General features: G+C 67.8%; 25 protein-coding genes. 18 read left to right on the top strand and 7 right to left on the bottom strand.

Annotated elements, in window-relative coordinates; translation table 11 throughout:
* Nucleotides 1-175: 175 nt before the first annotated feature.
* Nucleotides 176-316 carry a hypothetical protein gene (locus tag G3M62_RS14595; RefSeq protein WP_165183848.1) on the bottom strand — a complete coding sequence of 47 codons (141 nt, stop codon included), beginning with the start codon at nt 314-316 and terminating at the stop codon, nt 176-178.
* Nucleotides 317-456: 140 nt separating this feature from the next.
* On the opposite strand from G3M62_RS14595, the gene G3M62_RS14590 reads away from it, so the two are divergent.
* On the top strand, nt 457-1,230 hold the full coding sequence (locus tag G3M62_RS14590) for a methyltransferase domain-containing protein (RefSeq protein WP_165188178.1): 774 nt from the start codon (nt 457-459) through the stop codon (nt 1,228-1,230).
* Here the strand turns inward: G3M62_RS14590 and G3M62_RS14585 are convergent.
* Nucleotides 1,208-2,965 (bottom strand): patatin-like phospholipase family protein, encoded by a 1,758-nt coding sequence (locus G3M62_RS14585; RefSeq protein WP_165191322.1) that lies wholly within the window; start codon nt 2,963-2,965, stop codon nt 1,208-1,210. The two genes, G3M62_RS14590 and G3M62_RS14585, sit on opposite strands and share 23 nt — an antisense overlap.
* 112 nt (nt 2,966-3,077) lie before the next feature.
* Here G3M62_RS14585 and G3M62_RS14580 point away from each other — a divergent pair, with 112 nt between their 5' ends.
* From G3M62_RS14580 to G3M62_RS14545, 8 genes are all read left to right on the top strand, one after another.
* The gene (locus tag G3M62_RS14580; protein WP_165188176.1) at nt 3,078-4,685 is read left to right on the top strand and encodes a carboxyl transferase domain-containing protein; all 1,608 of its coding nucleotides are present in this window, start codon (nt 3,078-3,080) and stop codon (nt 4,683-4,685) included.
* A gap of 17 nt (nt 4,686-4,702) precedes the next feature.
* Complete coding sequence (locus G3M62_RS14575) at nt 4,703-5,542, top strand: enoyl-CoA hydratase-related protein (protein WP_165188174.1); 840 nt, start codon at nt 4,703-4,705, stop codon at nt 5,540-5,542.
* 18 nt (nt 5,543-5,560) lie between these two features.
* The gene (locus G3M62_RS14570; RefSeq protein ID WP_165188172.1) at nt 5,561-6,922 is read left to right on the top strand and encodes a DUF3667 domain-containing protein; all 1,362 of its coding nucleotides are present in this window, start codon (nt 5,561-5,563) and stop codon (nt 6,920-6,922) included.
* 10 nt (nt 6,923-6,932) lie between these two features.
* Complete coding sequence (locus tag G3M62_RS14565) at nt 6,933-8,906, top strand: acetyl-CoA carboxylase biotin carboxylase subunit (RefSeq protein WP_165188170.1); 1,974 nt, start codon at nt 6,933-6,935, stop codon at nt 8,904-8,906.
* A gap of 173 nt (nt 8,907-9,079) precedes the next feature.
* Nucleotides 9,080-9,481 carry a DUF1489 family protein gene (locus G3M62_RS14560; RefSeq protein WP_163230177.1) on the top strand — a complete coding sequence of 134 codons (402 nt, stop codon included), beginning with the start codon at nt 9,080-9,082 and terminating at the stop codon, nt 9,479-9,481.
* Nucleotides 9,482-9,563: 82 nt separating this feature from the next.
* On the top strand, nt 9,564-9,866 hold the full coding sequence (locus G3M62_RS14555) for a hypothetical protein (protein WP_165188168.1): 303 nt from the start codon (nt 9,564-9,566) through the stop codon (nt 9,864-9,866).
* Between the two features lie 176 nt (nt 9,867-10,042).
* Complete coding sequence (locus tag G3M62_RS14550) at nt 10,043-10,504, top strand: MarR family winged helix-turn-helix transcriptional regulator (RefSeq protein WP_165188166.1); 462 nt, start codon at nt 10,043-10,045, stop codon at nt 10,502-10,504.
* Nucleotides 10,501-11,316, top strand: a complete 816-nt coding sequence (locus tag G3M62_RS14545) for an NAD-dependent epimerase/dehydratase family protein (protein ID WP_165188164.1) — start codon at nt 10,501-10,503, stop codon at nt 11,314-11,316. Before G3M62_RS14550 ends, G3M62_RS14545 begins: the two co-directional genes overlap by 4 nt.
* 709 nt (nt 11,317-12,025) lie before the next feature.
* Here the strand turns inward: G3M62_RS14545 and panC are convergent.
* On the bottom strand, nt 12,026-12,889 hold the full coding sequence (gene panC / locus G3M62_RS14540; protein ID WP_165188162.1) for a pantoate--beta-alanine ligase: 864 nt from the start codon (nt 12,887-12,889) through the stop codon (nt 12,026-12,028).
* Between the two features lie 181 nt (nt 12,890-13,070).
* On the opposite strand from panC, the gene mipZ reads away from it, so the two are divergent.
* Nucleotides 13,071-13,907 (top strand): division plane-positioning ATPase MipZ, encoded by an 837-nt coding sequence (gene mipZ / locus G3M62_RS14535; RefSeq protein WP_165188160.1) that lies wholly within the window; start codon nt 13,071-13,073, stop codon nt 13,905-13,907.
* A 30-nt stretch (nt 13,908-13,937) separates the two neighbouring features.
* Entirely contained in the window at nt 13,938-14,363 is a 426-nt protein-coding gene (locus G3M62_RS14530) for a J domain-containing protein (protein WP_165188158.1), read from the top strand.
* Between the two features lie 8 nt (nt 14,364-14,371).
* On the opposite strand, the gene G3M62_RS14525 is transcribed toward G3M62_RS14530, so the two are convergent.
* Nucleotides 14,372-15,679 carry a D-alanyl-D-alanine carboxypeptidase gene (locus tag G3M62_RS14525; protein WP_165188156.1) on the bottom strand — a complete coding sequence of 436 codons (1,308 nt, stop codon included), beginning with the start codon at nt 15,677-15,679 and terminating at the stop codon, nt 14,372-14,374.
* A gap of 313 nt (nt 15,680-15,992) precedes the next feature.
* Between G3M62_RS14525 and G3M62_RS14520 the strand changes: the two genes are divergently transcribed.
* The 5 genes from G3M62_RS14520 to G3M62_RS14500 all read left to right on the top strand — a co-directional run bounded on the left by G3M62_RS14520 (nt 15,993) and on the right by G3M62_RS14500 (nt 19,480).
* Nucleotides 15,993-16,427 carry a phasin family protein gene (locus G3M62_RS14520; RefSeq protein WP_165188154.1) on the top strand — a complete coding sequence of 145 codons (435 nt, stop codon included), beginning with the start codon at nt 15,993-15,995 and terminating at the stop codon, nt 16,425-16,427.
* A gap of 122 nt (nt 16,428-16,549) precedes the next feature.
* Nucleotides 16,550-17,008, top strand: coding sequence for a RidA family protein (locus G3M62_RS14515; protein ID WP_165188152.1), 459 nt, complete (start codon nt 16,550-16,552; stop codon nt 17,006-17,008).
* On the top strand, nt 17,008-17,781 hold the full coding sequence (locus G3M62_RS14510) for a glycerophosphodiester phosphodiesterase (protein WP_165188150.1): 774 nt from the start codon (nt 17,008-17,010) through the stop codon (nt 17,779-17,781). The genes G3M62_RS14515 and G3M62_RS14510 overlap by 1 nt, the downstream gene beginning before the upstream one ends.
* Nucleotides 17,778-18,938 carry a GNAT family N-acetyltransferase gene (locus G3M62_RS14505; RefSeq protein ID WP_165188148.1) on the top strand — a complete coding sequence of 387 codons (1,161 nt, stop codon included), beginning with the start codon at nt 17,778-17,780 and terminating at the stop codon, nt 18,936-18,938. The genes G3M62_RS14510 and G3M62_RS14505 overlap by 4 nt, the downstream gene beginning before the upstream one ends.
* A 38-nt stretch (nt 18,939-18,976) precedes the next feature.
* Complete coding sequence (locus G3M62_RS14500; protein WP_165188146.1) at nt 18,977-19,480, top strand: hypothetical protein; 504 nt, start codon at nt 18,977-18,979, stop codon at nt 19,478-19,480.
* Here G3M62_RS14500 and G3M62_RS14495 read toward each other — a convergent pair.
* Both G3M62_RS14495 and G3M62_RS14490 read right to left on the bottom strand, forming a co-directional pair.
* A complete protein-coding gene (locus tag G3M62_RS14495; RefSeq protein WP_165188144.1) occupies nt 19,477-19,962 on the bottom strand; it encodes a pyridoxamine 5'-phosphate oxidase family protein in 486 nt (161 codons plus the stop codon). The two genes, G3M62_RS14500 and G3M62_RS14495, sit on opposite strands and share 4 nt — an antisense overlap.
* 59 nt (nt 19,963-20,021) lie before the next feature.
* Nucleotides 20,022-20,615: a DUF4287 domain-containing protein gene (locus G3M62_RS14490; protein ID WP_165188142.1), complete on the bottom strand. Its 594-nt coding sequence runs from the start codon at nt 20,613-20,615 to the stop codon at nt 20,022-20,024.
* A 50-nt stretch (nt 20,616-20,665) separates the two neighbouring features.
* Between G3M62_RS14490 and G3M62_RS14485 the strand changes: the two genes are divergently transcribed.
* Both G3M62_RS14485 and G3M62_RS14480 read left to right on the top strand, forming a co-directional pair.
* On the top strand, nt 20,666-21,097 hold the full coding sequence (locus tag G3M62_RS14485; RefSeq protein ID WP_165188140.1) for an HIT family protein: 432 nt from the start codon (nt 20,666-20,668) through the stop codon (nt 21,095-21,097).
* Nucleotides 21,098-21,159: 62 nt separating this feature from the next.
* A complete protein-coding gene (locus G3M62_RS14480) occupies nt 21,160-21,606 on the top strand; it encodes a BLUF domain-containing protein (RefSeq protein WP_165188138.1) in 447 nt (148 codons plus the stop codon).
* Between the two features lie 9 nt (nt 21,607-21,615).
* Here G3M62_RS14480 and G3M62_RS14475 read toward each other — a convergent pair whose 3' ends face one another.
* The gene (locus tag G3M62_RS14475; protein WP_165188136.1) at nt 21,616-22,512 is read right to left on the bottom strand and encodes a hypothetical protein; all 897 of its coding nucleotides are present in this window, start codon (nt 22,510-22,512) and stop codon (nt 21,616-21,618) included.
* Nucleotides 22,513-22,613: the final 101 nt, after the last annotated feature.

The following is a 22,613-nucleotide window of genomic DNA, read 5'->3' as shown; positions in this document are numbered from 1 at the left end:
GAACAACACAACACGAATATGGGCGCCGATCGCGGCTTCTGCAAAGGGGCAAAGTCGCGACCGGACGTCGCGGCTTGAGACCTGCTCATTCAGCGGGCGGGCGAGGGGCGGGGCGAAAGGTGTTCCCGGGTCGCGCAAAGGGGGGATATGCGCGACCCGGGGCCGCATCGTCGGATCAGGCGTAGAGGGCTCGCACGATCACGACGATGAGGGTCCAAAGACCGAGGTTGAGGCCCAGCATGCCCAGGCGATGCGCGTTCACGACCGAGGGCTTGGCGGTGACGGCGATAGCGGTTGCGGTTGCTGAGCGGCTCACTTCGGTTTCCATCCTGTGGCGCGTTGGATCAGCGCCTTAACGAAAAGATAAACCTCGCCGTCCTTGAGACCATGCGACAAAAGCGACGGATCGGCGCCAAGGGGCGGACCGATTGTCGCAGTTCTTTCACGGAGGGCCGGATGCCGGTCTGGGATCCCGACGTCTACCAGCGCTACAAGGCCTATCGCGACCGGCCGGCCCTGGACCTGATGCTGCAGATCCCACGCGACCTGGAGCCGCGCGAAATCTGGGATCTGGGCTGCGGCACGGGCGAGCACGCGGCCCTGCTGGCGGCCCGCCATCGTGACGCCCAGGTGCACGGCATGGACTCCAGTCCGGAGATGCTGGCGCGGGCCAAGGGGCTGTCGGCGCAGGTCGACTGGGTGCAGGGCGACATCGCCGCCTTCGCGCCGGACGTCGCGCCCGACCTGATCTTCACCAACGCCGCCCTGCAGTGGCTGGGCGATCACCAGACGCTGTTTCCCCGGCTGATGGCGACCTTGGCGCCCGGCGGGGTGTTCGCCTGCCAGATCCCGGTGGTCACCGACGACGGCTGGCGGCGCAGTTTGGCCGAGACGGCGGCTCAAGGCCCCTGGGCCGAGCGCATCGCCAAGGTTGACCGCGTGCGTCCGGCGATCGATCCGCGCCAGTACTATGACTGGCTGGCCCCGCTGGCCGACGGCTTGGACCTGTGGACGACGACCTATCTCCACGCGCTGGAAGGCGCCGATCCGATCGTCGACTGGACGGCCGGCACCACCCTGCGGCCCTATCTGGAAGTGCTGGACGAGGCCGAGCGCGAGGCCTTCCTGACGATCTGGCGGGCGCGGCTGGCGGTCGACTATCCGCGCCGCGAGGACGGGGTGACCCTGCTGCCGTTCCCAAGGATGTTCATCGTCGCTCGCCGCCGTTGAGCCGCGCCAGGTCGGCCAGGCTGGGCCGGCGGCGCATCTCGGTGACCGGCTTGCCCAGGCTGTCCAGGGCCAGGGCGGCGGCGGCGCGGCCGGCCTCGACGGCCGGCTCGAAGGCCTTCCAGTCGCGGATGTCGATTTCGTTGAGCTTGGGCGTGATCAACACGTCCGTGGCCTCGCGGCTGGCGGCCAGGTCGCGGCCGGTCGAGACGGTGGCGGCCCGCATCAGCAGGGCGACGATCGGCGGGCCCTTGCGCCACTCGCCCGACCACAGCCAGGTCCACAGCGAGGCCGGACGGTCGACATCCTCGGCGGTGATGCTGCGGCCGCGGGTGACGTCCACCCCGACGATCGGCCCCAGCTGGAAGGCGCGCATCACGTCGGCCGGGAAATTCTTCATCACCGCCCCGTCGACCAGCACCGAATTGCCGTCGGCCACGGGCGGCAGCACGCCGGGCAGCGAGATCGAGGCCCGCAGCGCCTCGCGCAGCACGCCCTGGCGATGCAGGTGATAGGCCCCCGAGGTCAGGTTCGACGAGACGCAGAAGAACGGCAGCCACAGGTCGGCGATCTCGATGTCGTCGAAATGCTCGTCCAGCCGCGCCTTGACCTTCAGGCCCTGGGTCATGGCCACCAGGGGAAAGGCGATGTCGTCCAGGGGGCTGGTCTCGACGAAGGCCTTGCGGATGCGGGTCTCCATCTCGCCGTCGTCCCAGCCCATGGCCAGGCCGGCGGCGACCACCGCGCCCATCGAGGCGCCGCCCACGAAGTCGATCGGCACGCCGCGCTCGCGCAAGGCCTGGATGGCGCCGATATGGGCGTAGGCCCGCGCGCCGCCGCCCGATAGCACCAGACCCACTGACTGACCGGTCAACACCCGGGCCATCCGTTCGACGTCGGCCATGCCGTTCTCGCGCAGATGGAAGAGACGCGCGGCCTGGGTGGCGTTCAGCCATTCGCCCGAGCCCTTGGGATGGGTGACATTGGCCGGCTGCAGCAGGATCAGGTCGACCAGGCGCTGGTCCTGCAGCGGACCCGAGGCATAGGAAGGGATCACCGGCGGCGGCCGGCGGTCGCCCTGGCCGACTCGGAACAGCCGGTCCACCTGGCGGCCGACCACATGCTTCCAGGCGGTCTCCTCGGCCTCGGCCACGTACAGCACGAAGTCGTGCCGGCGCTCGACGCTGCTGAACCACTCTGTCGGGGCCAGCAGGGATTCGGCGCCCTCGACGGTGACCGAATAGCCTAGGTTCGAGATGGCGTGGGCGACGCGCTCGATGATCGGCCGGATCGGCTTGCCCGGCTCGACCGCGATGAAGCCGTAGACCGACGGGTCGCCGATCGAGGCGTGGGCCCCGGCGTTGCGGGCCCGGCGGATCATCAAGCGCGACAGCTCGATCATCACCTCCGGATCGCGCTCGACCGCCTCGAAGAAGGCGGCGCGGGGCAGGGCCAGGATTTCCGAATCGCGCAGGGCCACCAGATTGGCCGAATGGGACGAACCGGCGATCATCGCCATCTCGCCGGCCGGCTCGCCCGGGCGGATCACCCCCAGGAACTGCGGCTCCTGGCCCTCTTCTCGCCGAAAGGCTCCAAGCCGGCCGGTGCGCAGGAAGTAGAGATAGTCCGCCGCCTCGCCGGGCGCGTACAGTGTCGCGCCGCCCGGTAACGAGAACCAGGCGGCGTCGCCCTCGCGGTGTTCTTGCGCGAAGAGCCGGGCCAGGGCCGTATCGGCCATGAAGTCGGGTAGGGTGACCACGGTGGGACGCTAACTTGAACCGCGGACCTTGACCATCGAAGGTCGAAAAGCGCGACTTTCGGTGGAAAACGGAAAAGGCTATGCCTCGATAATGCCGAAGATGAACACGGGTATCGACAAAAACGGCGAGACCTTCGCCAAAAACGCCGCGCACAACCGCGCGCTGGCGCAGACCCTGCGCGAAAGGGTCGCGCAGGCGGCCCTGGGCGGTCCGGAAACCGCCCGCAAACGTCACGCGGCGCGTGGCAAGCTGCTGCCGCGCCAGCGCGTCGAGCGCCTGTTGGATCCCGGCTCGCCGTTCCTGGAGATCGGCCAGCTGGCCGCTTGCGACCTCTACAATGGCGAGGCGCCCGGCGCCGGCGTGATCACCGGCATCGGCCGGGTGTCGGGCCGCGAGGTGATGATCGTCGCCAACGACGCCACGGTGAAGGGCGGGGCCTATTTCCCGATGACCGTGAAGAAGCATCTGCGGGCCCAAGAGATCGCCCAGCAGAACCGGCTGCCGTGCGTCTATCTGGTCGACAGCGGCGGGGCGAACCTGCCGCACCAGGCCGAGGTGTTTCCCGACCGCGACCACTTCGGCCGCATCTTCTTCAACCAGGCCCGGATGAGCGCGGCGGGCATCGCCCAGATCGCCTGCGTCATGGGCTCGTGCACCGCCGGCGGCGCCTACGTCCCCGCCATGAGCGACGAGACGGTGATCGTCCGCGACCAGGGCACCATCTTCCTGGCCGGTCCGCCGCTGGTGAAGGCCGCGACCGGCGAGATCATCTCGGCCGAGGAACTGGGCGGCGCCGATACGCACGGCCGGCGCTCGGGCGTGGTCGACCATGTGGCCAACGACGACGAGCACGCGCTGGAGATCGTCCGCTCGATCGTCGCCAACCTCAACACCACCAAGCGGGCCGAGATCGAGATCCGCGACAGCAAGCCGCCGCTGTTCGACGCCGAAGATCTGTACGGCGTCGTGCCGACCGACGTGCGCGCGCCCTACGACGTGCGCGAGGTCATCGCCCGCATCGTCGACGGCAGCGAATTCGACGAGTTCAAGGCGCTGTACGGCACGACCCTGGTCTGCGGTTTCGCCCGCATCTGGGGCCAGCCGGTGGCGATCCTGGCCAATAACGGCGTGCTGTTCAGCGAGAGCGCCGTCAAGGGCGCGCACTTCATAGAACTGGCCTGCAAGCGCAAGATTCCGTTGGTGTTTCTGCAGAACATCTCGGGCTTCATGGTCGGCGGAAAATATGAGGCCGGCGGGATCGCCAAGGACGGCGCCAAGCTGGTCACGGCGGTCGCCTCGGCCGAGGTGCCGAAGTTCACGGTGCTGATCGGCGGCTCCTTCGGGGCCGGCAACTACGGCATGTGCGGCCGCGCCTACAGCCCGCGCTTCCTGTTCACCTGGCCCAACAGTCGCATCAGCGTGATGGGCGGCGAGCAGGCGGCCAGCGTACTGTCGACCATCAAGCGCGACGGCCTGGAGGCCAAGGGCGAGACCTGGGCCGTCGAGGACGAGGAAGCCTTCAAGGCCCCGATCCGCCAGCGCTACGAGGAAGAGGGCGATCCCTACCACGCCACCGCGCGCCTCTGGGACGATGGGATCATCGACCCCGCCCAGACCCGCGACGTGCTGGGCCTGGCGATCAGCGCCAGCCTCAACGCCCCGATCCCCGAGACCACCTTCGGCGTCTTCCGGATGTAAGCCGAAAAGGGCAAGCCATGACCAACCCCATCGCCGATCCCCTCGTCGAGGTTCCCGACACCGACGCGATGACGCCGCTGGTGCATCTGGACTCCACGCCCAGCGGCGCGGTCACCGTCTGGATCAACCGGCCGGCCAAGAAGAACGCCTTCGACGCGGCGACCATCGCCGGCCTGCACCAGGCCTTCGAGACCCTGCAGGGCGCCGAGGGCGTGCGGATCGTCTTCCTGCGCGGGGTGGGCGGGGCGTTCTGCGCCGGGGCCGACCTGGAGTGGATGAAGGCCGCCGCCGACTGGAGCGAGGACGACAACCGCGACGACGCCCTGGGCCTGGCCAACATGCTCAAGGCCCTGCACGATATCCCAGCCCTGACCGTGGCCCTGGTCGAGGGGCCGGCGTTCGGCGGCGGGGCGGGGCTTGTGGCCGCTTGCGATCACGCCCTGGCCACGGCTGACGCCAAGTTCGCCTTCTCCGAGGTCAAGCTCGGCCTGACCCCGGCCACCATCAGCCCCTATGTGATCGCCGCCCTGGGGCCGCGCACCGCCAAGCTGCTGTTCGCCACCGGACGGGTGTTCGACGCCGATCAGGCCTGGAGCTACGGCCTGGTCGACGAGGTGTTCGATGACGCCGCCGGCCTGGTCGCCGCCCAGGACGCGTTGATCGAGGAGATCGCGGTCTGCGCCCCAGGGGCGATCGGCGACGCCAAGGCCCTGGTCAACGACTTCGTCGGCCAAAAGATCGACCGGGGCCTGATCGACGAGACGGCAAAACGCATCGCCCGCCGCCGCGTGTCCGACGAAGGTCAAGAAGGCGTGCGCGCGTTCCTCGAACGCCGTAAACCCGGCTGGACGATCTAGAGTCGAGTAGGGGGCGAGATGACGGGCGAAATGGAAGCCGCGGCGGCGGATTCGCTGGGCGAGTTCTTCAAGCGGCGCAGGAAGCACGCCTTCGAAGGCGTCGGCCAGCCTTGCGCCAATTGCGGGGCGACGCTGGAAGGTCCGTACTGCCACGCCTGCGGCCAGAACGCCGACACCCATCACCGCTCGATCGGCCACCTGATCTGGGAGGCGATCGAGGGGATGTTCCACCTCGACGGCCGCCTGGCCCTGACCCTGCCGGCCCTGTTCCTGAAGCCGGGCGGCCTGGCCAAGGACTATATGGAAGGCCGGATCGTGCGGCACGTGCCGCCGTTCCGCACCTTCCTGGTGGCCCTGCTGCTGTTCATCTTCGCGGCCGAGCACGCGATCCACAGCGCCCAGCACAAGGCCGCCCACGAGCGCGAGCTGAAGGCCGCCGAACTAGCCACGCCGGAAGGCCGCGCCAAGGAGGCTGCCCGCCTGCGCGTCGAGGCCGTCCAGGATCGCGACAGCCGCCTGAAGGACGCCGCCGACGAGCGCGACGCGGCCCTGGCCGAGGCCGCCAAGGACCGCGACGAGACGCTGAAGGATCCCGACGAGGGTCGGGCCAAGGCCCTGGCGCGCTACCAGGAGGCCGTCGCCAAGGCGCCCGCCGACTATCAGGAAGCCGTCGCCAAGGCCCAGGCCCACTACGCCGAGGATGTCGCCAAGGCCGACCAGATCGCCGCCGGCAAGCTGCCCGAGGACATGGGGCTGACGGAGGAGGAGGCCCGCAAGGCCGAGGCCGCGAAGATCCGGGCCCTGTCGCTGAACGGCGAGATCTCGGGCGTGACGATCCATGACGACGGGCATGTCTCGCAGGGCGCCGCGCCCCTGCCGCCCGAGGCCCAGGCCGCGATCAACGACGCCAGGGCCCAGGGGCACGATCCGTCCAAGGCCCTCCGCTGGAGCGGCGGCTGGCTGAAGGAGAGCATCGCCAAGGCGCGCGAGAACCCTGAATTCTACCAGATGGTGCTGTTCACCTGGGGCCACCGCATGGCGGTGCTGCTGCTGCCGATCGTCGGCCTGGCCCTGGCCCTGGTCTATCGCAACAAGCCCAAGTACTTCATCTACGACCACCTGCTGGTGGCGATGAACCTGCTGTCGTTCGCGTTCCTGACCAACGCCCTGGGCCTGGTCCTGCCCGACGTGCTCAAGCCCTGGTGGTTCGGGCTGCTGACGCTGTGGACCCCGATCAACCTGTTCCAGACCCTGCACGGGGCCTATGGTTCCAGCATCGTCGGCGCGTTCCTCAAGACGCTGATCGTCTGGTTCGTGACCGTCCTGTCGTTCTCCCTCCTGCTCGCCGGCCTGGCGCTTCTGGCCCTGGCGCAGATCTAGGAATGCCGTCTTGATCTCGTCCGTCCTCATCGCCAATCGCGGCGAAATCGCCCGTCGGATCATCCGCACCGCCCGTGAGCTGGGCGTGCGGACGATCGCGGTCTATTCCGAGGCGGACGCCGAGGCCCCGTTCGTGATGGAGGCCGACGTCGCCATCCTGATAGGCCCGTCGCCGGCGCGGGAGAGCTATCTGGTCCCCGAGAAGATCCTGGCCGCCGCCCGCCAGACCGGGGCCGAGGCGATCCATCCCGGCTACGGCTTCCTGTCGGAGAACGCCGACTTCGCCCAGGCGGTCATCGACGCGGGTCTGGTCTGGATCGGGCCGCCGCCCTCGGCGATCCGCGCCATGGGCCTGAAGGACGCGGCCAAGAAGGTGATGATCGAAGCCGGAGTTCCCACCACGCCCGGCTATCTGGGCGAGGACCAGTCGGTCGAACGGCTGGCGGCCGAAGCGGGCAAGATCGGCTTCCCCGTGCTGATCAAGGCCGTGGCCGGCGGCGGCGGCAAGGGCATGCGCAAGGTCGACAAGGCCGCCGATTTCGCCGATCTGCTGGCCTCGTGCCAGCGCGAGGCCTCGGCCAGCTTCGGCGACGACCGGGTGCTGCTGGAAAAGTACGTCACCCGTCCGCGTCACATCGAGGTGCAGGTGTTCGGCGACAGCCACGGCAATGTCGTCCACCTGTTCGAGCGCGACTGCTCGCTGCAGCGCCGCCACCAGAAGGTCATCGAGGAGGCTCCGGCCCCCGGCATGGACGAGGCCACGCGCGCCGCCGTCTGCGGGGCGGCGGTCAAGGCCGCCCAGGCCGTGGGCTATGTCGGGGCCGGCACGGTGGAGTTCATCGCCGACGCCAGCGAAGGCCTGCGCGCCGACCGCATCTGGTTCATGGAAATGAACACCCGCCTGCAGGTCGAGCACCCGGTCACCGAGATGGTCACCGGCCAGGACCTGGTCGAGTGGCAGCTGCTGGTCGCCTCGGGCGAGCCGTTGCCGCTGGAGCAGGACGAGATCACGCTGGACGGCTGGGCCATGGAGGCGCGCCTCTACGCCGAGAACCCGACCACGGGCTTCCTGCCGTCCACCGGGCCCCTGACTCACTTCCGCCTGCCGGAAGGCGACGTGCGGGTCGACAGCGCGGTGGAGGAGGGCGGCGAGGTCACCCCGTTCTACGACCCGATGATCGCCAAGCTGATCGCCCACGGGATTGACCGCGAGGACGCCGCCATGCGCCTGGCCGAGGCTTGCCGCCTGGTCGAAGTGTATCCGGTCAAGACCAACGCCGCCTTCCTGGCCAGGTGCGCCAGCCATCCCGACTTCGTCGACGGCGCCATCGACACCGGCTTCATCGAAGCGCGGCTCGACGAGCTGACGGAGCGCGAGTTCTCAGACGCCCCGACCCTGGCCGCGATCGGCCACCGCCTGGAGGCCTTCATGGAGGCCGACCAGCCCCGCGCCGACGTCTGGGCCAGCGCCCCGTCGCGGCTGCTGGGCTTCCGAATGAACGCGCCCCGGGCGGCGATGGACCTGCCGCTGTCGGTGGACGGCAAGGTCATGCCGCTGCGCGTGGCCCTGGCGGGGGGCGCGGGTGACGACTGGTCGTGGGACATCACGGTCGAGGACGGTCGGCCGCTGGATGATGTCGACGTGCTGCCCGGCACCTTCGGCGGCGATCCGCTGTACGTGTTCGAAGGCGGCGACGTCCGCGAGTTCGACTTCACGCCCAAGGTCGGCGCGGCCCATGTCGCGGCTTCGGACGGCGCGATCCTTTCGCCGATGCCGGGCAAGATCGTTTCCGTCGCCGTCACGGCCGGCCAGAGCGTCAGCAGGGGCCAGACCTTGCTGACCCTGGAAGCCATGAAGATGGAGCACGCCCTGGCCGCGCCGTTCGACGGCGTGGTGGCCGAGCTGTCGGCCGTCGCCGGCGGCCAGGTCAGCGAAGGCGTCGTGCTGGCGAAACTGGAGCCGGCGCTGGCCGTCGCGTCCTAGCGACTATCGCCGGCGCCGTGCTTGGTCCTCGTCCTTCGACAAGCTCAGGATGAGGACCAGGGCATAAGCCCCGACAGTCGAAAACCTCATCCTGAGCTTGTCGAAGGACGAGGTTTTCGCTCCTGCTGCGCATCGCTCTTTCCCTGAACGACCGCCGGCCCTAAGTACGCGCCATGCCTCTTCACATCATCAAGCTGGTCGTCGGTTGCGACAACATCGACGAACTCGTCGCCTGGCACGCCGAGGCCGATCGTCCGTGGATCATGCACACCCGCATGACCCCCAAGCGCGTCGACGAGGTGCTGGACGGCGGCTCGCTGTACCGGGTGATGAAGGGCCAGATCCTGTGCCGCCAGACGATCCTGAAGATCGACACGGTGGGCGAGGGGCAGGCCTCGCGCTGCGAGGTGACCGTCGATCCCACCATCGTCCGCGTCGCCCCCACGCCCCGGCGGCCGTTCCAGGGCTGGCGCTATCTGAAGCACGAAGACATCCCGCCGGACCTGACCGAGGCCGAAGCCGCCGAGATGCCGGCCGACCTGGCGCGCCAGCTGCGGGAGCTGGGGGCCTGGTAGGGCTAGCAGGGGTCGCCTTGGGTCCGCTTTCGACCCATGGCGGTCGCCGCTGGCGTCTGCTTACGTTTCTCGTATGAGCAAATTGAATCAGATCCTGACGGAATCGCTGACCCCGGGCGGCACACGCCCCCTCGCGTTCCGGCAAATGCTCGACGTGCTCGAAGCGGGACATGCCGCAGGCCTGTGCCTCTTCACTGTGGATGTAGTGGCCGAAGATGGTAAGCGGCCACTGCCGGAATGGATGTTCCGGTTGACGGATGAAGAGGTCGAGACGTTGGCGATCGATAAGATCGTGCCGATGGCGCTTGAGTTCTACGGTCAACATGCGTCGGACCCGGAATTGAACGCTGCGTGGTTCGAGGTCTTTTTTGAAAAGCTAGATTGAGGGCATCGACCGCTTCCCACCCTTCTTGGCCCATCGGAATGTCTGCTGTCGGGCGGTGATGCCCCTCAGTTCGCGTTCCGACAGGCGCCCGTTTCCGCCCCCGACCCCGACCGCGAGCCGACATCGGCGCGTTGCCGCAGCTTGACATCATGTTTGCTTGCTAACAATATTGCTAGATGGCTAACAATCTTAACGACGCTCGGCATGATACGGTCGGAGCATGGGCCAAGCGATGCTACTTCGCGGGCCGCGCGATCATTGACGATACCCTCCGTCGCCACGGGCTGGGGGCCACGCAATGGTACGTGCTGCATCAGTTGGCCCAGGATGGGCCGACCCTGCAGCGAGAGCTGGTCAGGATGCTTCAAGTCGAACGAGCGACGGCGAGCATCGTCATCGGGGCGCTGGTGCGAAAAAACCTCGTGGAGCAGATTCCCGACCGCGTCGACCAACGCCAGAAGCTCCTTCGGATCACGCCGTCCGGTCAGGCGCTGTGGGACGACCTGCCAGATTTAACCTTCATCCATAAGGCGGCGTTCGACGGCCTCGACGACGCTGATGTCGCCGTCGCGATCAGGGTGCTTCGGACCGCTACCGAGCGGCTCGACAAGCTTTCACGGAAGGAAACGGACGCATGACAATCCTGGTGACCGGGACGACCGGTCTTGTGGGCGCGCGCCTCCTGCCGCGCCTCGTGGAAGCCGGCCTGGATTGCCGCGCGCTCGTGCGCAGTGGGAAAGTGGCGCCCGCCGGGGCGAATGCTGTCGAGGGCGATCTTCTTGATCCCGCGTCACTCGTCCAGGCGGTGACCGCCGCCTCGGCGATCATCCACCTCGCCGCGGTGTTCCGATCGCCCGACACGGATTTGATCTGGAAGAGCAATCTTGAAGGCACGCGCAACCTCATTGCCGCGGCAAAGGCCCACGCGCCCAAGACGCGCTTCATCATGGCCAGCACCAGCAACATCTACAACCCGGACAGCCCGCGCCCCGGCCGCGAGGACGACGCCGCCGACCCGAAACAGGCCTATCCGGCCAGCAAACTCGCGGCCGAGACAGAATTGCGCGAAAGCGGGCTGACTTGGTCGATCCAGCGGTTCGGCTTCGTCTATGGCGACAGGGACGGGCATCTGGAGGCGCTGCCCCAGCATGTGACGAACGGCATGATGCATCCAGCCCAAAAGATGAGCCTGATCCACCATCGCGACATCGCCAACGCGATGAGCCTGGCTCTGACCGGAGCGATGGACGGGCGCATCGTCAATATCGTCGATGAAGCGCCGACCTCGCTCTATGAGCTGCTCGCACTTGTCGGCGAGACGATGGAGCCTTCCTCCGAGCCGCTAGCCAACCCCTGGCGCCTCCATGTCGATGGCGCGCTTGCGCGCGGTCTCGGCTTTCGGCCGACTGTGCGCACCGTCTATCAGGCCGCGCAGGAAAAGCTGATGTGAACGCGGTCGGCCTCATTTGATCCGCTCATCCCGGCGAATGCCGGGACCCAGATGGAATGGCGGTGTGGTGGGTTCCTCAAGCGCCGAACTCTTCCAACCGGGCTCTCCACTTGAGATCTGGGTCCCGGCATTCGCCGGGATGAGCGGAGGTCGGGGATAGACCGCTGCCTATCCCCGTCGCCGACGTGAGAAACCCAAGTAATCCCAACGTCTTGAACAAAAATCAGCGTCACCGATCAGCCAGGGTCCAAACCGGCCGCACAATCAGAGCTGTCTCCATCACGGGGAGGGCTCTTGGTACCGGCCCGAGCAGGCGATGGGGATGGAACCGAGCGGGGCCGCCTGGCCTTGGCGATCGGATCGCGTTTGGCGGCGGGGCTCAGAAGGCTCCAAGGCCCGGCGGGGGCGATGGCGGGACAGGCGGGATGACGGGGCTGGGAGTTCAAACCGGCCTGTTCGAGGATCAGTCGGAGTCGCCGACGGCCCCTTCCGGGCGACTTTGATCCTGCCCGCCTGAGGGGAAACGTCGATCGGGATGAAACAGGCCCTCAATCGCCGTCCCTTGAGAAGAACGGTTTCGCGGAGCGGACTGGTCTAGCCGAAACGCACCTTCAAACTCACGGTCATCCGGGCTGGGCCCGGACCGCTCCGCGCCTCCCCATCAGCTCAGCGGCTCTCCGCATGAGGACGAGACGTCATGCCGTCAGCTTCACCCCACCGCCATGTTGTCGATCAGCCGGGTCTTGCCCAGCCAGGCGGCGACCAGGATGCGGCCTTTGGCGGCGCCGATCGGGCCGGGGCCCAGGCGCGACAGGTCGCCGGCCTCGCGGATGTCCACATAGTCCACCTGCCGGAAGCCGGCCGCGAGGATGGCGGTCTTGGCGGCTTCCTCGGCGTCGTCGATGCGTCCGCCGGCCGCCACGGCCTGGGCGGCGGCCTTGATGGCGTTGGGCAGGGCCACGGCGGCGGCGCGTTCCTCGGGCGTCAGATAGGCGTTGCGCGAGGACAGGGCCAGGCCGTCCTCGGCCCGGGCGGTCGGGGCGCCGACGATCTCCACGGGCAGGTCCAGGTCGCGCACCACGCGCCGGATGACCTGGAGCTGCTGGTAGTCCTTCTCGCCGAAGACCGCGACGTCGGCCTGGGACTGGATCAGCAGCTTGGTCACCACCGTGGCCACGCCGCCGAAGAACTGCGGCCGCGCCGCGCCTTCCAGAGGCTCGGACACGCCGGTCAGGTTGATCGTGGTCGAGAAGCCGGGAGCGTACATCTCGTCGACGCCGGGCGCGAACATCAGGTCGCAGCCGACGCTGGCCAGCAGCTCGGCGTCGCGGGCTTCGCCGCGCGGATAGGAGTCGAAGTCCTCGTGCGGGGCGAACTGCTTGGGATTGACGAAGACGCTGGCGACGGTGCGCTGGGCGCGGGTCTGGCCCAGTTCGATCAGCGACAGGTGCCCCTGGTGCAGGGCGCCCATGGTCGGGATCAGCGCCACGCGCTCGCCGGCCGCCCTCCAGGCGCCGACCTGGGCGCGCAGATCGGCGACGGTGCGAACGATTTTCGGCGTCTTGTGGACCACGCAGAACTCCTGTCTCGAACAGGCGTTGGCTTATGACGGAGACGACCCCTGGCGTCCACCTGCGACAATGGGTCCACAGGGAAGGGAGGCCTGGATTGACGTCGCGCCCTCTCAGGGCGTCTCCTGCGTGTTAATCTTTCATTGAGAGTCGCCGAGTCGGGCGAAAAGAAGGAAAGAAGGCATGGCCGAAACGCGTGTCATCGTCGTCGGCAACGAGAAGGGCGGGGCGGGGAAGTCCACCATCGCCGTTCACCTCGCCACGGCGCTGCTGTACGGCGGCGCCAAGGTGGCGTTGCTGGACCTCGACCTGCGCCAGTGCACCTCGATGCGGTTCTTCGAGAACCGCGATGCCTGGATCGCCGGCAACAAGGTGACCCTGCCGGTGCCGCTGCAGTTCCGCCTCAGCGAGGACGACGTCGCCCTGGCCGCCGGTTCGGAAGAGGACCAGGTCGCCAAGTTCGAGGCCGCCTTCGTCGCCGCGCGCGAGGCCGCCGACTTCGTGCTGATCGACACCCCCGGCGGCGACACCGCCATCTCGCGCATGGCCCACGGCCTGGCCGACCTGATCGTCACGCCGATGAACGACAGCTTCGTCGACTTCGACATGCTGGGCCACGTCGACCCGGTGACCATGGAGCTGCAGAAGCCCAGCCTCTATTCGCTGACCGTCTGGGAGGCCCGCAAGGCCCGGGCCCTGTCGGGCCAGCGCCAGGCCCTGGACTGGGTGGTGCTGCGCAACCGCCTGGCCACCACCGAGGCCCGCAACCGCAAGCGCGTCGAGGATCGCCTGACGGCCCTGTCCAAGCGCGTCGGCTTCCGCATGGGTCCTGGCCTGCGCGACCGGGTCATCTATCGCGAGCTGTTCCCGTTCGGCCTGACCATCGCCGACCTGTCGCCCCAGGTTCGCCCGGTGCCGGTGTCGCTGCAGCACCTGGCCGCGCGCCAGGAATTGCGGGCCCTGATGCATTCCCTTGGCCTTTCGGCCTATTCCGGGGAAACTCTGCTCGCCGCCCAGTAGGCTTCGAGCGGCGTCGGGGACTGACGCTCCATGTTCTATCTGCTGCTAGGCGGGGCGATCCTGCTGTTCGTCCTGTCGGGCCGCGCCACGCGCGCGCTCAAGGGCGACGGCTGGCGGATCGGCGCGGGGATCACGGCGCTGCTGGCCTTCGCCGGCGGGGCCTATGCCGGCGTGCGCAGCGAGTGGCCGGTCTGCATCGTGCTGGTGGTGATCGGCGCCTGGAGCGCCACGACGGCCCGCCAGCGTCCGGCGGTCTCCAAGGCCAGGCGGGCCGAGGGCGCGCTCAGCCTGACCGAGGCGTGTTCGATCCTGGGCGTGGGTCCGGACGCCTCGAAGGCCGAGATCCGCGCGGCCTATTCGCGCCTGATCCGCATGGCCCATCCCGACAAGGGGGGCACGGCGGGACTGGCCGCCCAGCTCAACGCCGCGCGGGACCGGCTTCTCGACGGCAAATAGAAAGCGCCTTAGCGCGGCGACAGGACCATGCAGGGCTGACGCTTGGCGGTGATCGCCTGGCAGGCGCCGCGGGCGGCTTCGGCCGTCAGGCCCTGGAACTGGGCCCGGAACGAACCGCCGGCCGCGCCCTCGACCGCGCCTTCCGCGTCGGACACGAACTTGGCGAAGCGCGAGCGGACCAGCGTCAGCTGTTCCTTGGCCAGACCCTTGGACTTGAACGCCCCGACCTGCACGCCCCAGTCGCCCTTGGTCTTTTTCGGCGCGGGCTTGGCCTGGGCCGCCTTCATGGTCGGCGCGACCTTCATGGGCGCGGCAGGGCGCGGGTTGTCGGTCAGCACGATCTTCAGGCCGGCCTGGTCGCCGTCGCCTTCCTCGCTGGAGGGGCGCATGATCGGGCCGGTCGGCTCGTCTTCGTAAAGGTTGGCGGCGATGGTCGTGCGCTCGCCGTGCGAGCGGCGCTTGAGCACGTCGAAGCCGGTGGTCAGCAGGTCTTCCATGTTGTTGTCGCGCCAGGCGGTGGACGAGCCGCCCAGGACCACGGCGATCAGGCGACGACCGTCGCGCACGGCCGAGCCGGCGAGGTTGTAGCCCGAGGCGTTGGTGTAGCCGGTCTTGAGGCCATCGAAGCCGGGCATGTTGGTCAGCAGGCGGTTGTGGCCGGCGATGTAGCGGCCGCGGAACTCGAAGCCCTTGATGCTGAAGTAGGAATAGTACTGCGGGAAGTCGCGCATGGTGGCGCGCGACAGGATGGCCAGGTCGCGGGCGGTCGAGATTTGGCGGCTGTCGGGCAGGCCCGAGGCGTTGACGAAGCGGCTGTTGCGCATGCCCAGTTCCTGACCGCGCAGGGTCATCAGGGCGGCGAACCGCGACTCGCTGCCGCCGAGTCGCTCGGACATGGCCACGGCGATGTCGTTGGCCGACTTCACGGTCATGGCGCGAATCGCCTCGTCGACGCTGACGCTGTCGCCGACCGGCAAGCCCAGCTTGGTGGGCGCCTGGGCGGCGGCGTGGGACGAGATCGGCACGCGATCGGTCAGCTTCAGGCGGCCTTCGCTGAGCGCCTCGAAGGTGAGGTACAGCGTCATGATCTTGGTGACGGACGCGGGATAGCGCGGGCTGTCAGCCCTTTTGTCGTAAAGCATTTCGCCCGAATTGGCGTCGATCACGATGGCCGAATATTTCGGCTCGGCGGCGTTCATCTGCAGATACGGGATCTGCGCGGACGCGGCGATCGGCGCGGCCAGGCCGCACAGCATGGCGCCGACGAAGCCGACGGCGGCGAGCGCGGAGCGGACGGAAGTAAGCTTGGCGAACATGGGAAATGCGTCCGTCATTTGAACTGAGCGGTTCCGCACCGCCACACGCGTGACCCTAGCATGCGCGTTGTGGCCTTTCTCTAAGGTAAACAACTAGTGAGCGATTTCGCCGCAGACATGGATAATTTCAAGGCGTTGCGGCGAAGCTTCGGTCTTCTCGCGGCAGGCGAACAAACGTTTCCGCTACGTCATGGTGCGCTGCACAAAATCCTTGACTGCTGCACTGCAACATGAGACACCGGCGTTGTCCCAACGCATGGTCTGGAAGCCCTCGTCCGGCGCCATGCCCCGCACACAGCCAGGAGCTTCCCCCATGGCCGCCGCCGAAACCCTGAAGACCACCGTCGAACAATTCAGCACCGCCTCGAACCAAGCGTTCAAGGACGGCGTCGAGAAGTCGCTGGCCGCTCTGGCCGAAGCCAACACCCACTCCAAGAAGAACTTGGAAGCCGTGGTCGCCTCGGTGACCGCCGCCACCAAGGGCGCCGAAGCCCTGGGCGCCCAGACCTTCGCCTATTCGAAGAAGGCCGCCGAAGACCACGTCGCCGCCGCCAAGTCGCTGGCCTCCGCCAAGAGCGTGCAGGAAGCCGTCGAGCTGCAGACCGCCTGGGCCAAGTCGGCCCTGGAAGCCTACATCGCCCAGGTCAGCAAGGCCTCGGAGATCGTCTCGGCCTCGATCAAGGACTCGGTCAAGCCGCTGAACGAGCGCGTCTCGGCCACCGTCGAAAAGCTGCAAGCCGCCCGCTAAGGCGACCGGCTCCGCGAGGGGTCGAAACAGATTGAAGGCCCGAGCCGGCAACGGTTCGGGCCTTTTTTCTTGTCCTGTCATTCCGCCGCGCTAAGCATGCGTCCAGGTTTATGGAGTATGTGATGTCGAAGGTCGAACAGCGTCTGGCGGAACTCGGGATCGTGCTGCCGCAACCGGTCGCGCCGGTCGCCAACTACGTGCCCTTCGTCCAGACCGGCAACCTGATCCACATCTCCGGCCAGATCTCGCTGGACGCCAACGGCGGCCTCAAGGGCACGGTCGGGACCGATGTCGACCTGGAGACCGCCCAGCAGGGCGCGCGCCTGTGTGGCATCAACCTGCTGGCCCAGATGAAGGCCGCGACCGGCGACCTCGACCGCGTCAAGCGGGTCGTCAAGCTGGGCGGTTTCGTCCAGGTCAGCCAGGACTTCATCGACATCCCCAAGGTCATCAACGGCTGCTCGGACCTGATGGTCGAGGTGTTCGGCGACGCCGGCCGCCACGCCCGCTCGGCGGTGGGCGTCTACAAGCTGCCGCTGGGCTTCTCGGTCGAGGTCGACGCCGTGGTCGAGGTGGCCTGATGCGTTCGCGTCCGCGCCCCGGAACCGAGGTGTTCGGCGAGGCGTGGGAGCGTCTGTTCGAGCCGGCGGTGGCGCATCGCGGGCTGTGGTCGCCGGGCGGCGCGCCCGAGAACTCCCTGGCCGCCTTCCAGGCCGCCTGCGCCGGGGGCTATGGGATCGAACTGGACGTCCAGCTGACCGCCGACAACCACGTGGTGGTCTTCCATGACGATCACCTGGAGCGGCTGACGGGCGCGACCGGCAAGCTGCGCGACCACACCGCTGCCGAGCTGGGCCAACTGACGCTGTCGGGTACGGACGAGACCATCCCGACCCTGGCCGACGCCCTGACCCTGATCGGCCACCGGGCCATGGTCTATATCGAGCTGAAGACCCCGTTCGGCGAGGTGGGCGAGCTGGAGAAGCAGGTCAGCGAGATCCTGCTGGATCACAACGGCCCCACGGCCGTGATCGGCTTCAACCCCTATTCCCACGCCTGGTTCGCCGAGCACCAGCCGCAGATCCTGCGCGGCCTGGACAGCTACAACTGGGACGACGAGAACGCCCGCCGGCTGGCGCCGGAGCTTCGCAAGTCGCTGGCGGCGCTGGAGCATGTCGAGATCGCCCGGCCCGACTTCCTGGCCCTGGGTCTGGACATGCTGCCCAGCGCCCGCGCCGATCTGCATCGCGCCAAGGGCACGCCGGTGATCGCCTGGACCGTGCGCTCGGCCGAGCAGTGGGACGCCGTCCGCGATCATTGCGACAACCTGATTTTCGAGGGCTTCGCCGCGTGACAGGCGTCAAGGCGGAGGTGCGCGTCCATCGGCGCATCGCCGAAATCGGCCGCGAGGCCTGGGACGCCTGCGCCGCGCCGTCCGGCGACCCGTTCGTCAGCTACGACTTCCTGAACGCCCTGGAAGAGAGCGGCTGCGCGGTCGATCGCACCGGCTGGGCGCCGCATCACCTGTCGGTCGAGGACGAGGCGGGCGGCGTGGCGGCGGTCATGCCGCTGTACTTGAAGTCCCACAGCCAGGGCGAATACGTCTTCGACCACAGCTGGGCCGACGCCTACGAGCGGGCCGGCGGGCGCTACTATCCCAAGCTCCAGTGCTCGGCGCCGTTCTCGCCGGTCACGGGGCCGCGCCTGATCGTGCGACCCGACATCGATGTCGACGACGGCCGCTCGGCGCTGCTGGGCGGCGCCCTGACCCTGTGCGACCGGCTGAAGGCCTCGTCCCTGCACGTGACCTTCCCGAGGGCCGACGAATGGGACTGGATGGGCGAGCGGGGAATGCTGCGTCGCCAGGACCAGCAGTATCACTGGTTCAACAACGGCTACGCCAGCTTCGACGACTTCCTGGCGGCCCTGTCGTCCAACCGCCGCAAGACCATCCGCCGCGAGCGCCGCGACGCCCAGGCGGGTCTCGAGATTGTGGCCCTGACCGGGGAAGAACTGACCGAGGACCACTGGGACGCCTTCTTCGGCTTCTACATGGACACCGGCGGCCGCAAGTGGGGACGGCCCTATCTGAACCGGGCGTTCTATTCGCTGCTGGGCGAGCGGATGGCCGACAAGGTGCTGCTGATCCTGGCGCGCCGTCCGGGCGGCCCGTGGATCGCCGGCGCCCTGAACCTGATCGGCGACGATTGCCTCTACGGCCGTCACTGGGGCTGCACCGAGGACGTGCCGTTCCTGCATTTCGAGCTCTGCTACTATCAGGCCATCGAGCACGGCATCCGCCTGGGACTGCCGCGCGTCGAGGCCGGGGCGCAGGGCCAGCACAAGATCGCCCGGGGCTATCTGCCGAGCCCCGTCTATTCCGCCCACTGGATCGCCGATCCGGCCCTGCGTGAGCCCGTCGCCCGCTATCTGGAGCGCGAACGCGAGGCGGTCGACGCCGAAATGGCGATGCTGACCGACGAGTTCTCGCCCTTTCGCCACGAGGGGTGAATAATCCAGTCTCGCACGGATGGGTTGCGAGGTTTGAGATGGATGTCACGACGATCACGGCGGCCTTGGCGCCCTGGCGGCCGCTCCTTGAAGCCGGATCCTGGCTGGCGGGCATCGTCGGCGGGCTCTTCGCCGTTCTGATCTATCTGGAAGCCAGCAGCATTCGGCAGGTCGAATGGTTCTCCAAGACCTCGGCCAACTGGCAGGACTTCGGCCGGCTGGTCCTGGAGTGCAACGCGGCCGACCGGTGGGGCGATTTGCGGCACGGGCGGATCGCCTGGTCCGAGATCACCCAGCGTGACCTGCTGCTGATCTACGCCTTCCTCAACGTGCTGGTCTTCGAGTACAGCGCCAGCCGCAAGGGGCTGCTGAACCGGCGCTACGCCACCAAGTCGATCTTCGACAATCTGCTGTATTTCAATCCCATCTGGGACGACCTCGAGCGGCACCTGAAGACCGACGGGTGGCCGCTCGACTTCCTGGCCGAGGCGCATCGGCATATCCTAGACACCAGGGCTTCGACGCCGTCCGGCGTGGGCTAGCCCAGCCTGGTCTCCGCGACCTTGTCGGCGTAGTCCTTCTTGGGATCGCTTCCCAGCAGCATCTTGAGCCCCGCGAACAGGCTGTTCTCGTTCAGCCAGATCTGGGCGTCGCCGGCGTCGAAGCGCAGCAGACGGATCTTGGGATCGTCCTTGCCCTCGAACCAGGCGGCCACGAACGGATTCCACAGCCGGTCGATCGTCGCGCGATCGGTGTCGACGGCCAGGTCGCCCTCGACGGAGGCGAACAGGTCGTGACCCTTGGAGGCGAAGTGCAGGATCGCCTTCCGATGGCTGGTCAGTTGCGCCACCAGATCGCTCTCCGACGAGGTGAAGAACCAGATCGGGCCTCGGTCGTCGTTCTCGACCAGGGCGGTCAGGGGCTGGGCGCGGCCGTCCTCGACGTCGACCAGACCGACCATGGCGGTGCGATCGGACTTCAGGGATTTCCAGAACTTGGCCGCGAGCTCGGTTTCCTTGGACATGGGTGTTCCTCCATTGGCCTAAGCCAACGAAGGGGCGAGGCGAGCGTTCCGGCGAGCGCCTACGATCGTTCGAAGGCGGTCTTCAGCAGCGTCCGGATCTCGTCGTCGACCTCGTCGGGCGAGGCGAGGAGGAGCTTGGCCTTCAGGCGCTCGGACCAGCTTTCGTTTTTCGGTTCCAACAGGCGAGGGGAGGCGTCCGGCGGCACGGCCAGTCCCAGGGCGGCTTTCCCGCCCTTGACCGGCTTGGCGGCGGCGAACTGGAACTCGCGGGACCAGGCGGAGTAGGTCTTGCGCTGGCCGATGACGAGGCCGTCGAAGCCGGCGACGGCCGCCTCCAGGGCTTCCAGGATGGCGAGCGAGGCGGGATCGGTCCAGAGCGCCGCGCGCGCCTCGTCGGGCCTGTCCCAGGTCATGCGCTCGGACGGGAAGGCCACGGACAGGACGTAGCTGGCGCGGTTCTGGCCCAGGCCGTGATGTTCCTTCAGCCAGCCGAGTTGAGCGCGGGGCTTGGTCTCGGGGCAGGTTTTGGCGATGGCGACCCAGTCCTCGAGACTCTTGCCCGTCTCACGCTCCAGACCTTCGCGGATCGAGGCGAACCACGTCTTCTGGCGCTCGGTCAGGTGCTCAGGGCTGTCGGCCTTGTCGCTGCCCATGGCTTGCGCTTCCCCGGTTTGCTAGGACGTCGGCGAGACAGGAGACGACCATGAGCCTTCACGGAAGCTACGACGCCGACAACATCTTCGCCAAGATCATCCGTGGCGAGGTTCCGGCCGTGAAGGTGTTCGAGGACGATCAGGTCCTGGCCTTCATGGACGTTTTCCCCCAGTCGCGCGGCCACGTGCTGGTGATCTCCAAGACCAGCCAGGCCCGCAACCTGCTGGAGGCCGAGACCAAGACCCTGGGGCGGCTGATCGGCGCGGTGCAGAAGGTGACCCAGGCTGTGACCACGGCCCTTAAGCCCGACGGCGTGGTGGTGACCCAGTTCAATGGCGCGCCGGCCGGCCAGACGATCTTCCACCTGCACTTCCACATCATCCCCCGTTACGAGGGCGAAGCTCTGGGGCGGCACGGCGAGGGCATGGCCGATACCGACGAACTCAAGGTTTTGGCGGAGAAGATCGCGGCGACGCTCTAGGGTGAACCTTTGGTCAAGCTATGCATTGCCAATGGTAGCGCTAGCTTGGAGCCGGAGCGTTCATGTTCGAGTTCGATGACGCGCCCAAGGGGCTGGCGCGCCTGATCTACGCCAGCCGGTCCACGCAGCCCGGCGGGCCGGGATTGTCCGAGCAGGTGCGGATCATCACCGCCAAGTCGATCCACAACAATCGCTTGGCGAATATCACCGGCTTCCTGGCCTTTGGCGCCGACCGGTTCCTGCAATTGCTGGAGGGGCCGGTTGGCGAAATCGACGCGACCTTCGAACGCATTCGCCATGACGATCGCCATACCGACCTGGTCGTGATCGGCCGGGCTCCGGTCGAACGGCGGATGTTCCGGGACTGGAACATGGCCCAGCATCAGGTGTCGGCCGTCGATCAGGGTCTCCTGGCCGACGCGGGCCTCACAGCCTTTGCGCCCGACCAACTGGACGAAGACGGGGCGCTGAAGCTTCTCGGCGGATTGGGCGGGCGATACCGCCGCTAGCGACAGGCCCTACTTCTTGCGGCTCATGCCGATAACGCCCGCCAACTGATCGAGCAGGCCGTCGCGCACCGCTTGCTGGCGGGCCGGCCATTGAGCGCTGTCGCTATAGGCGGGCGGGCGATTGGGATCGATCGGGACCATCACATTCGTGCCGGGATATCCCGGCTGGGGACCAGTGGTCGTCGTTCGGCCCGGCTGGGCCGCGAGCGCCTCGGTCAATTCGGCCACGCCGCCCCGGCAGAGCGCCGGATCGAGATCGCGCACCGGCGCCAGCTGGCGCTCCTGGCGTATGGCGGCCTCGATCGCGCCCAGGCGCTCCGGGATCGACAAGGCGTCGGTCGACCGGTTCAATTCCTGTGTGAAGCTCGAGATCTGGTCGCGATGGGCTTGCGGGGCCGTCGGGTCGGCGCAGCGCACGCCGTCCACGCTCAGCACCGCGTAGGTGTAGAGCAACTGGGCCAGGGCGCCGCGGCGCATTCCATTGGCCATCGGGGCGAAGCTCGGATCCCTGGCGGCGGCCTTGTCGTAGGAATTGGCGGCCATGGTCAGGGTGCTGACGTACATGTAGGCGACGTTGTATCCGCCGCCGCGATAGGTCTGATAGCGTTCCCAGTTGGCCAGCCGCATCATGTTTTCAGCGCTGCCGGGGTTGCGGACGGCCTGGCTCAGATAGCCCCAATCGCCCCGCGCCAGCGCCGCATCGAGCGCGTCGTGATCGTCCGGCAGGACGAGACCAGGGGTGTCGAGCACCGACCGGCCCAGCGTCTCGCGCAGGGCCTCGACCTGGGGATCGGAAGCGATCGGCCTGGTGGCGGGCTTCGCCGGCTTGGGCGGAGAAGCGTCGCAGGCGGTGGCGCAGAGCAAGCTCGCGGCCGCGATGGCCAACAGATAAGGCGAATGACGCATGAGACCCCCCGGTGAAGTCTCAATCTAGGTAGTGTTTGGATTGAGGGCAACCTTGGGTTCTTTGGGCCTCGAAAAGCAAAGAGGCCCGGATCGCTCCGGGC

The organism is Caulobacter soli (genome assembly GCF_011045195.1).
Classification (GTDB): Bacteria; Pseudomonadota; Alphaproteobacteria; order Caulobacterales; family Caulobacteraceae; genus Caulobacter; species Caulobacter soli.
Note: the sequence above shows the minus strand (reverse complement) of the source record. Positions and strands in the feature narration are given on the sequence as shown.

Coding starts and splice junctions, on each gene's coding strand:
- G3M62_RS14590 (WP_165188178.1), top strand. CDS start 457: ATGCCGGTCTGGGATCCCGACGTCTACCAGCGCTACAAGGCCTATCGC.
- G3M62_RS14585 (WP_165191322.1), bottom strand. CDS start 2,965: ATGGCCGATACGGCCCTGGCCCGGCTCTTCGCGCAAGAACACCGCGAG.
- G3M62_RS14580 (WP_165188176.1), top strand. CDS start 3,078: ATGCCGAAGATGAACACGGGTATCGACAAAAACGGCGAGACCTTCGCC.
- G3M62_RS14575 (WP_165188174.1), top strand. CDS start 4,703: ATGACCAACCCCATCGCCGATCCCCTCGTCGAGGTTCCCGACACCGAC.
- G3M62_RS14570 (WP_165188172.1), top strand. CDS start 5,561: ATGACGGGCGAAATGGAAGCCGCGGCGGCGGATTCGCTGGGCGAGTTC.
- G3M62_RS14560 (WP_163230177.1), top strand. CDS start 9,080: ATGCCTCTTCACATCATCAAGCTGGTCGTCGGTTGCGACAACATCGAC.
- G3M62_RS14550 (WP_165188166.1), top strand. CDS start 10,043: ATGGCTAACAATCTTAACGACGCTCGGCATGATACGGTCGGAGCATGG.
- G3M62_RS14545 (WP_165188164.1), top strand. CDS start 10,501: ATGACAATCCTGGTGACCGGGACGACCGGTCTTGTGGGCGCGCGCCTC.
- mipZ (WP_165188160.1), top strand. CDS start 13,071: ATGGCCGAAACGCGTGTCATCGTCGTCGGCAACGAGAAGGGCGGGGCG.
- G3M62_RS14530 (WP_165188158.1), top strand. CDS start 13,938: ATGTTCTATCTGCTGCTAGGCGGGGCGATCCTGCTGTTCGTCCTGTCG.
- G3M62_RS14525 (WP_165188156.1), bottom strand. CDS start 15,679: ATGTTCGCCAAGCTTACTTCCGTCCGCTCCGCGCTCGCCGCCGTCGGC.
- G3M62_RS14520 (WP_165188154.1), top strand. CDS start 15,993: ATGGCCGCCGCCGAAACCCTGAAGACCACCGTCGAACAATTCAGCACC.
- G3M62_RS14515 (WP_165188152.1), top strand. CDS start 16,550: ATGTCGAAGGTCGAACAGCGTCTGGCGGAACTCGGGATCGTGCTGCCG.
- G3M62_RS14510 (WP_165188150.1), top strand. CDS start 17,008: ATGCGTTCGCGTCCGCGCCCCGGAACCGAGGTGTTCGGCGAGGCGTGG.
- G3M62_RS14500 (WP_165188146.1), top strand. CDS start 18,977: ATGGATGTCACGACGATCACGGCGGCCTTGGCGCCCTGGCGGCCGCTC.
- G3M62_RS14495 (WP_165188144.1), bottom strand. CDS start 19,962: ATGTCCAAGGAAACCGAGCTCGCGGCCAAGTTCTGGAAATCCCTGAAG.
- G3M62_RS14490 (WP_165188142.1), bottom strand. CDS start 20,615: ATGGGCAGCGACAAGGCCGACAGCCCTGAGCACCTGACCGAGCGCCAG.
- G3M62_RS14485 (WP_165188140.1), top strand. CDS start 20,666: ATGAGCCTTCACGGAAGCTACGACGCCGACAACATCTTCGCCAAGATC.
- G3M62_RS14480 (WP_165188138.1), top strand. CDS start 21,160: ATGTTCGAGTTCGATGACGCGCCCAAGGGGCTGGCGCGCCTGATCTAC.
- G3M62_RS14475 (WP_165188136.1), bottom strand. CDS start 22,512: ATGCGTCATTCGCCTTATCTGTTGGCCATCGCGGCCGCGAGCTTGCTC.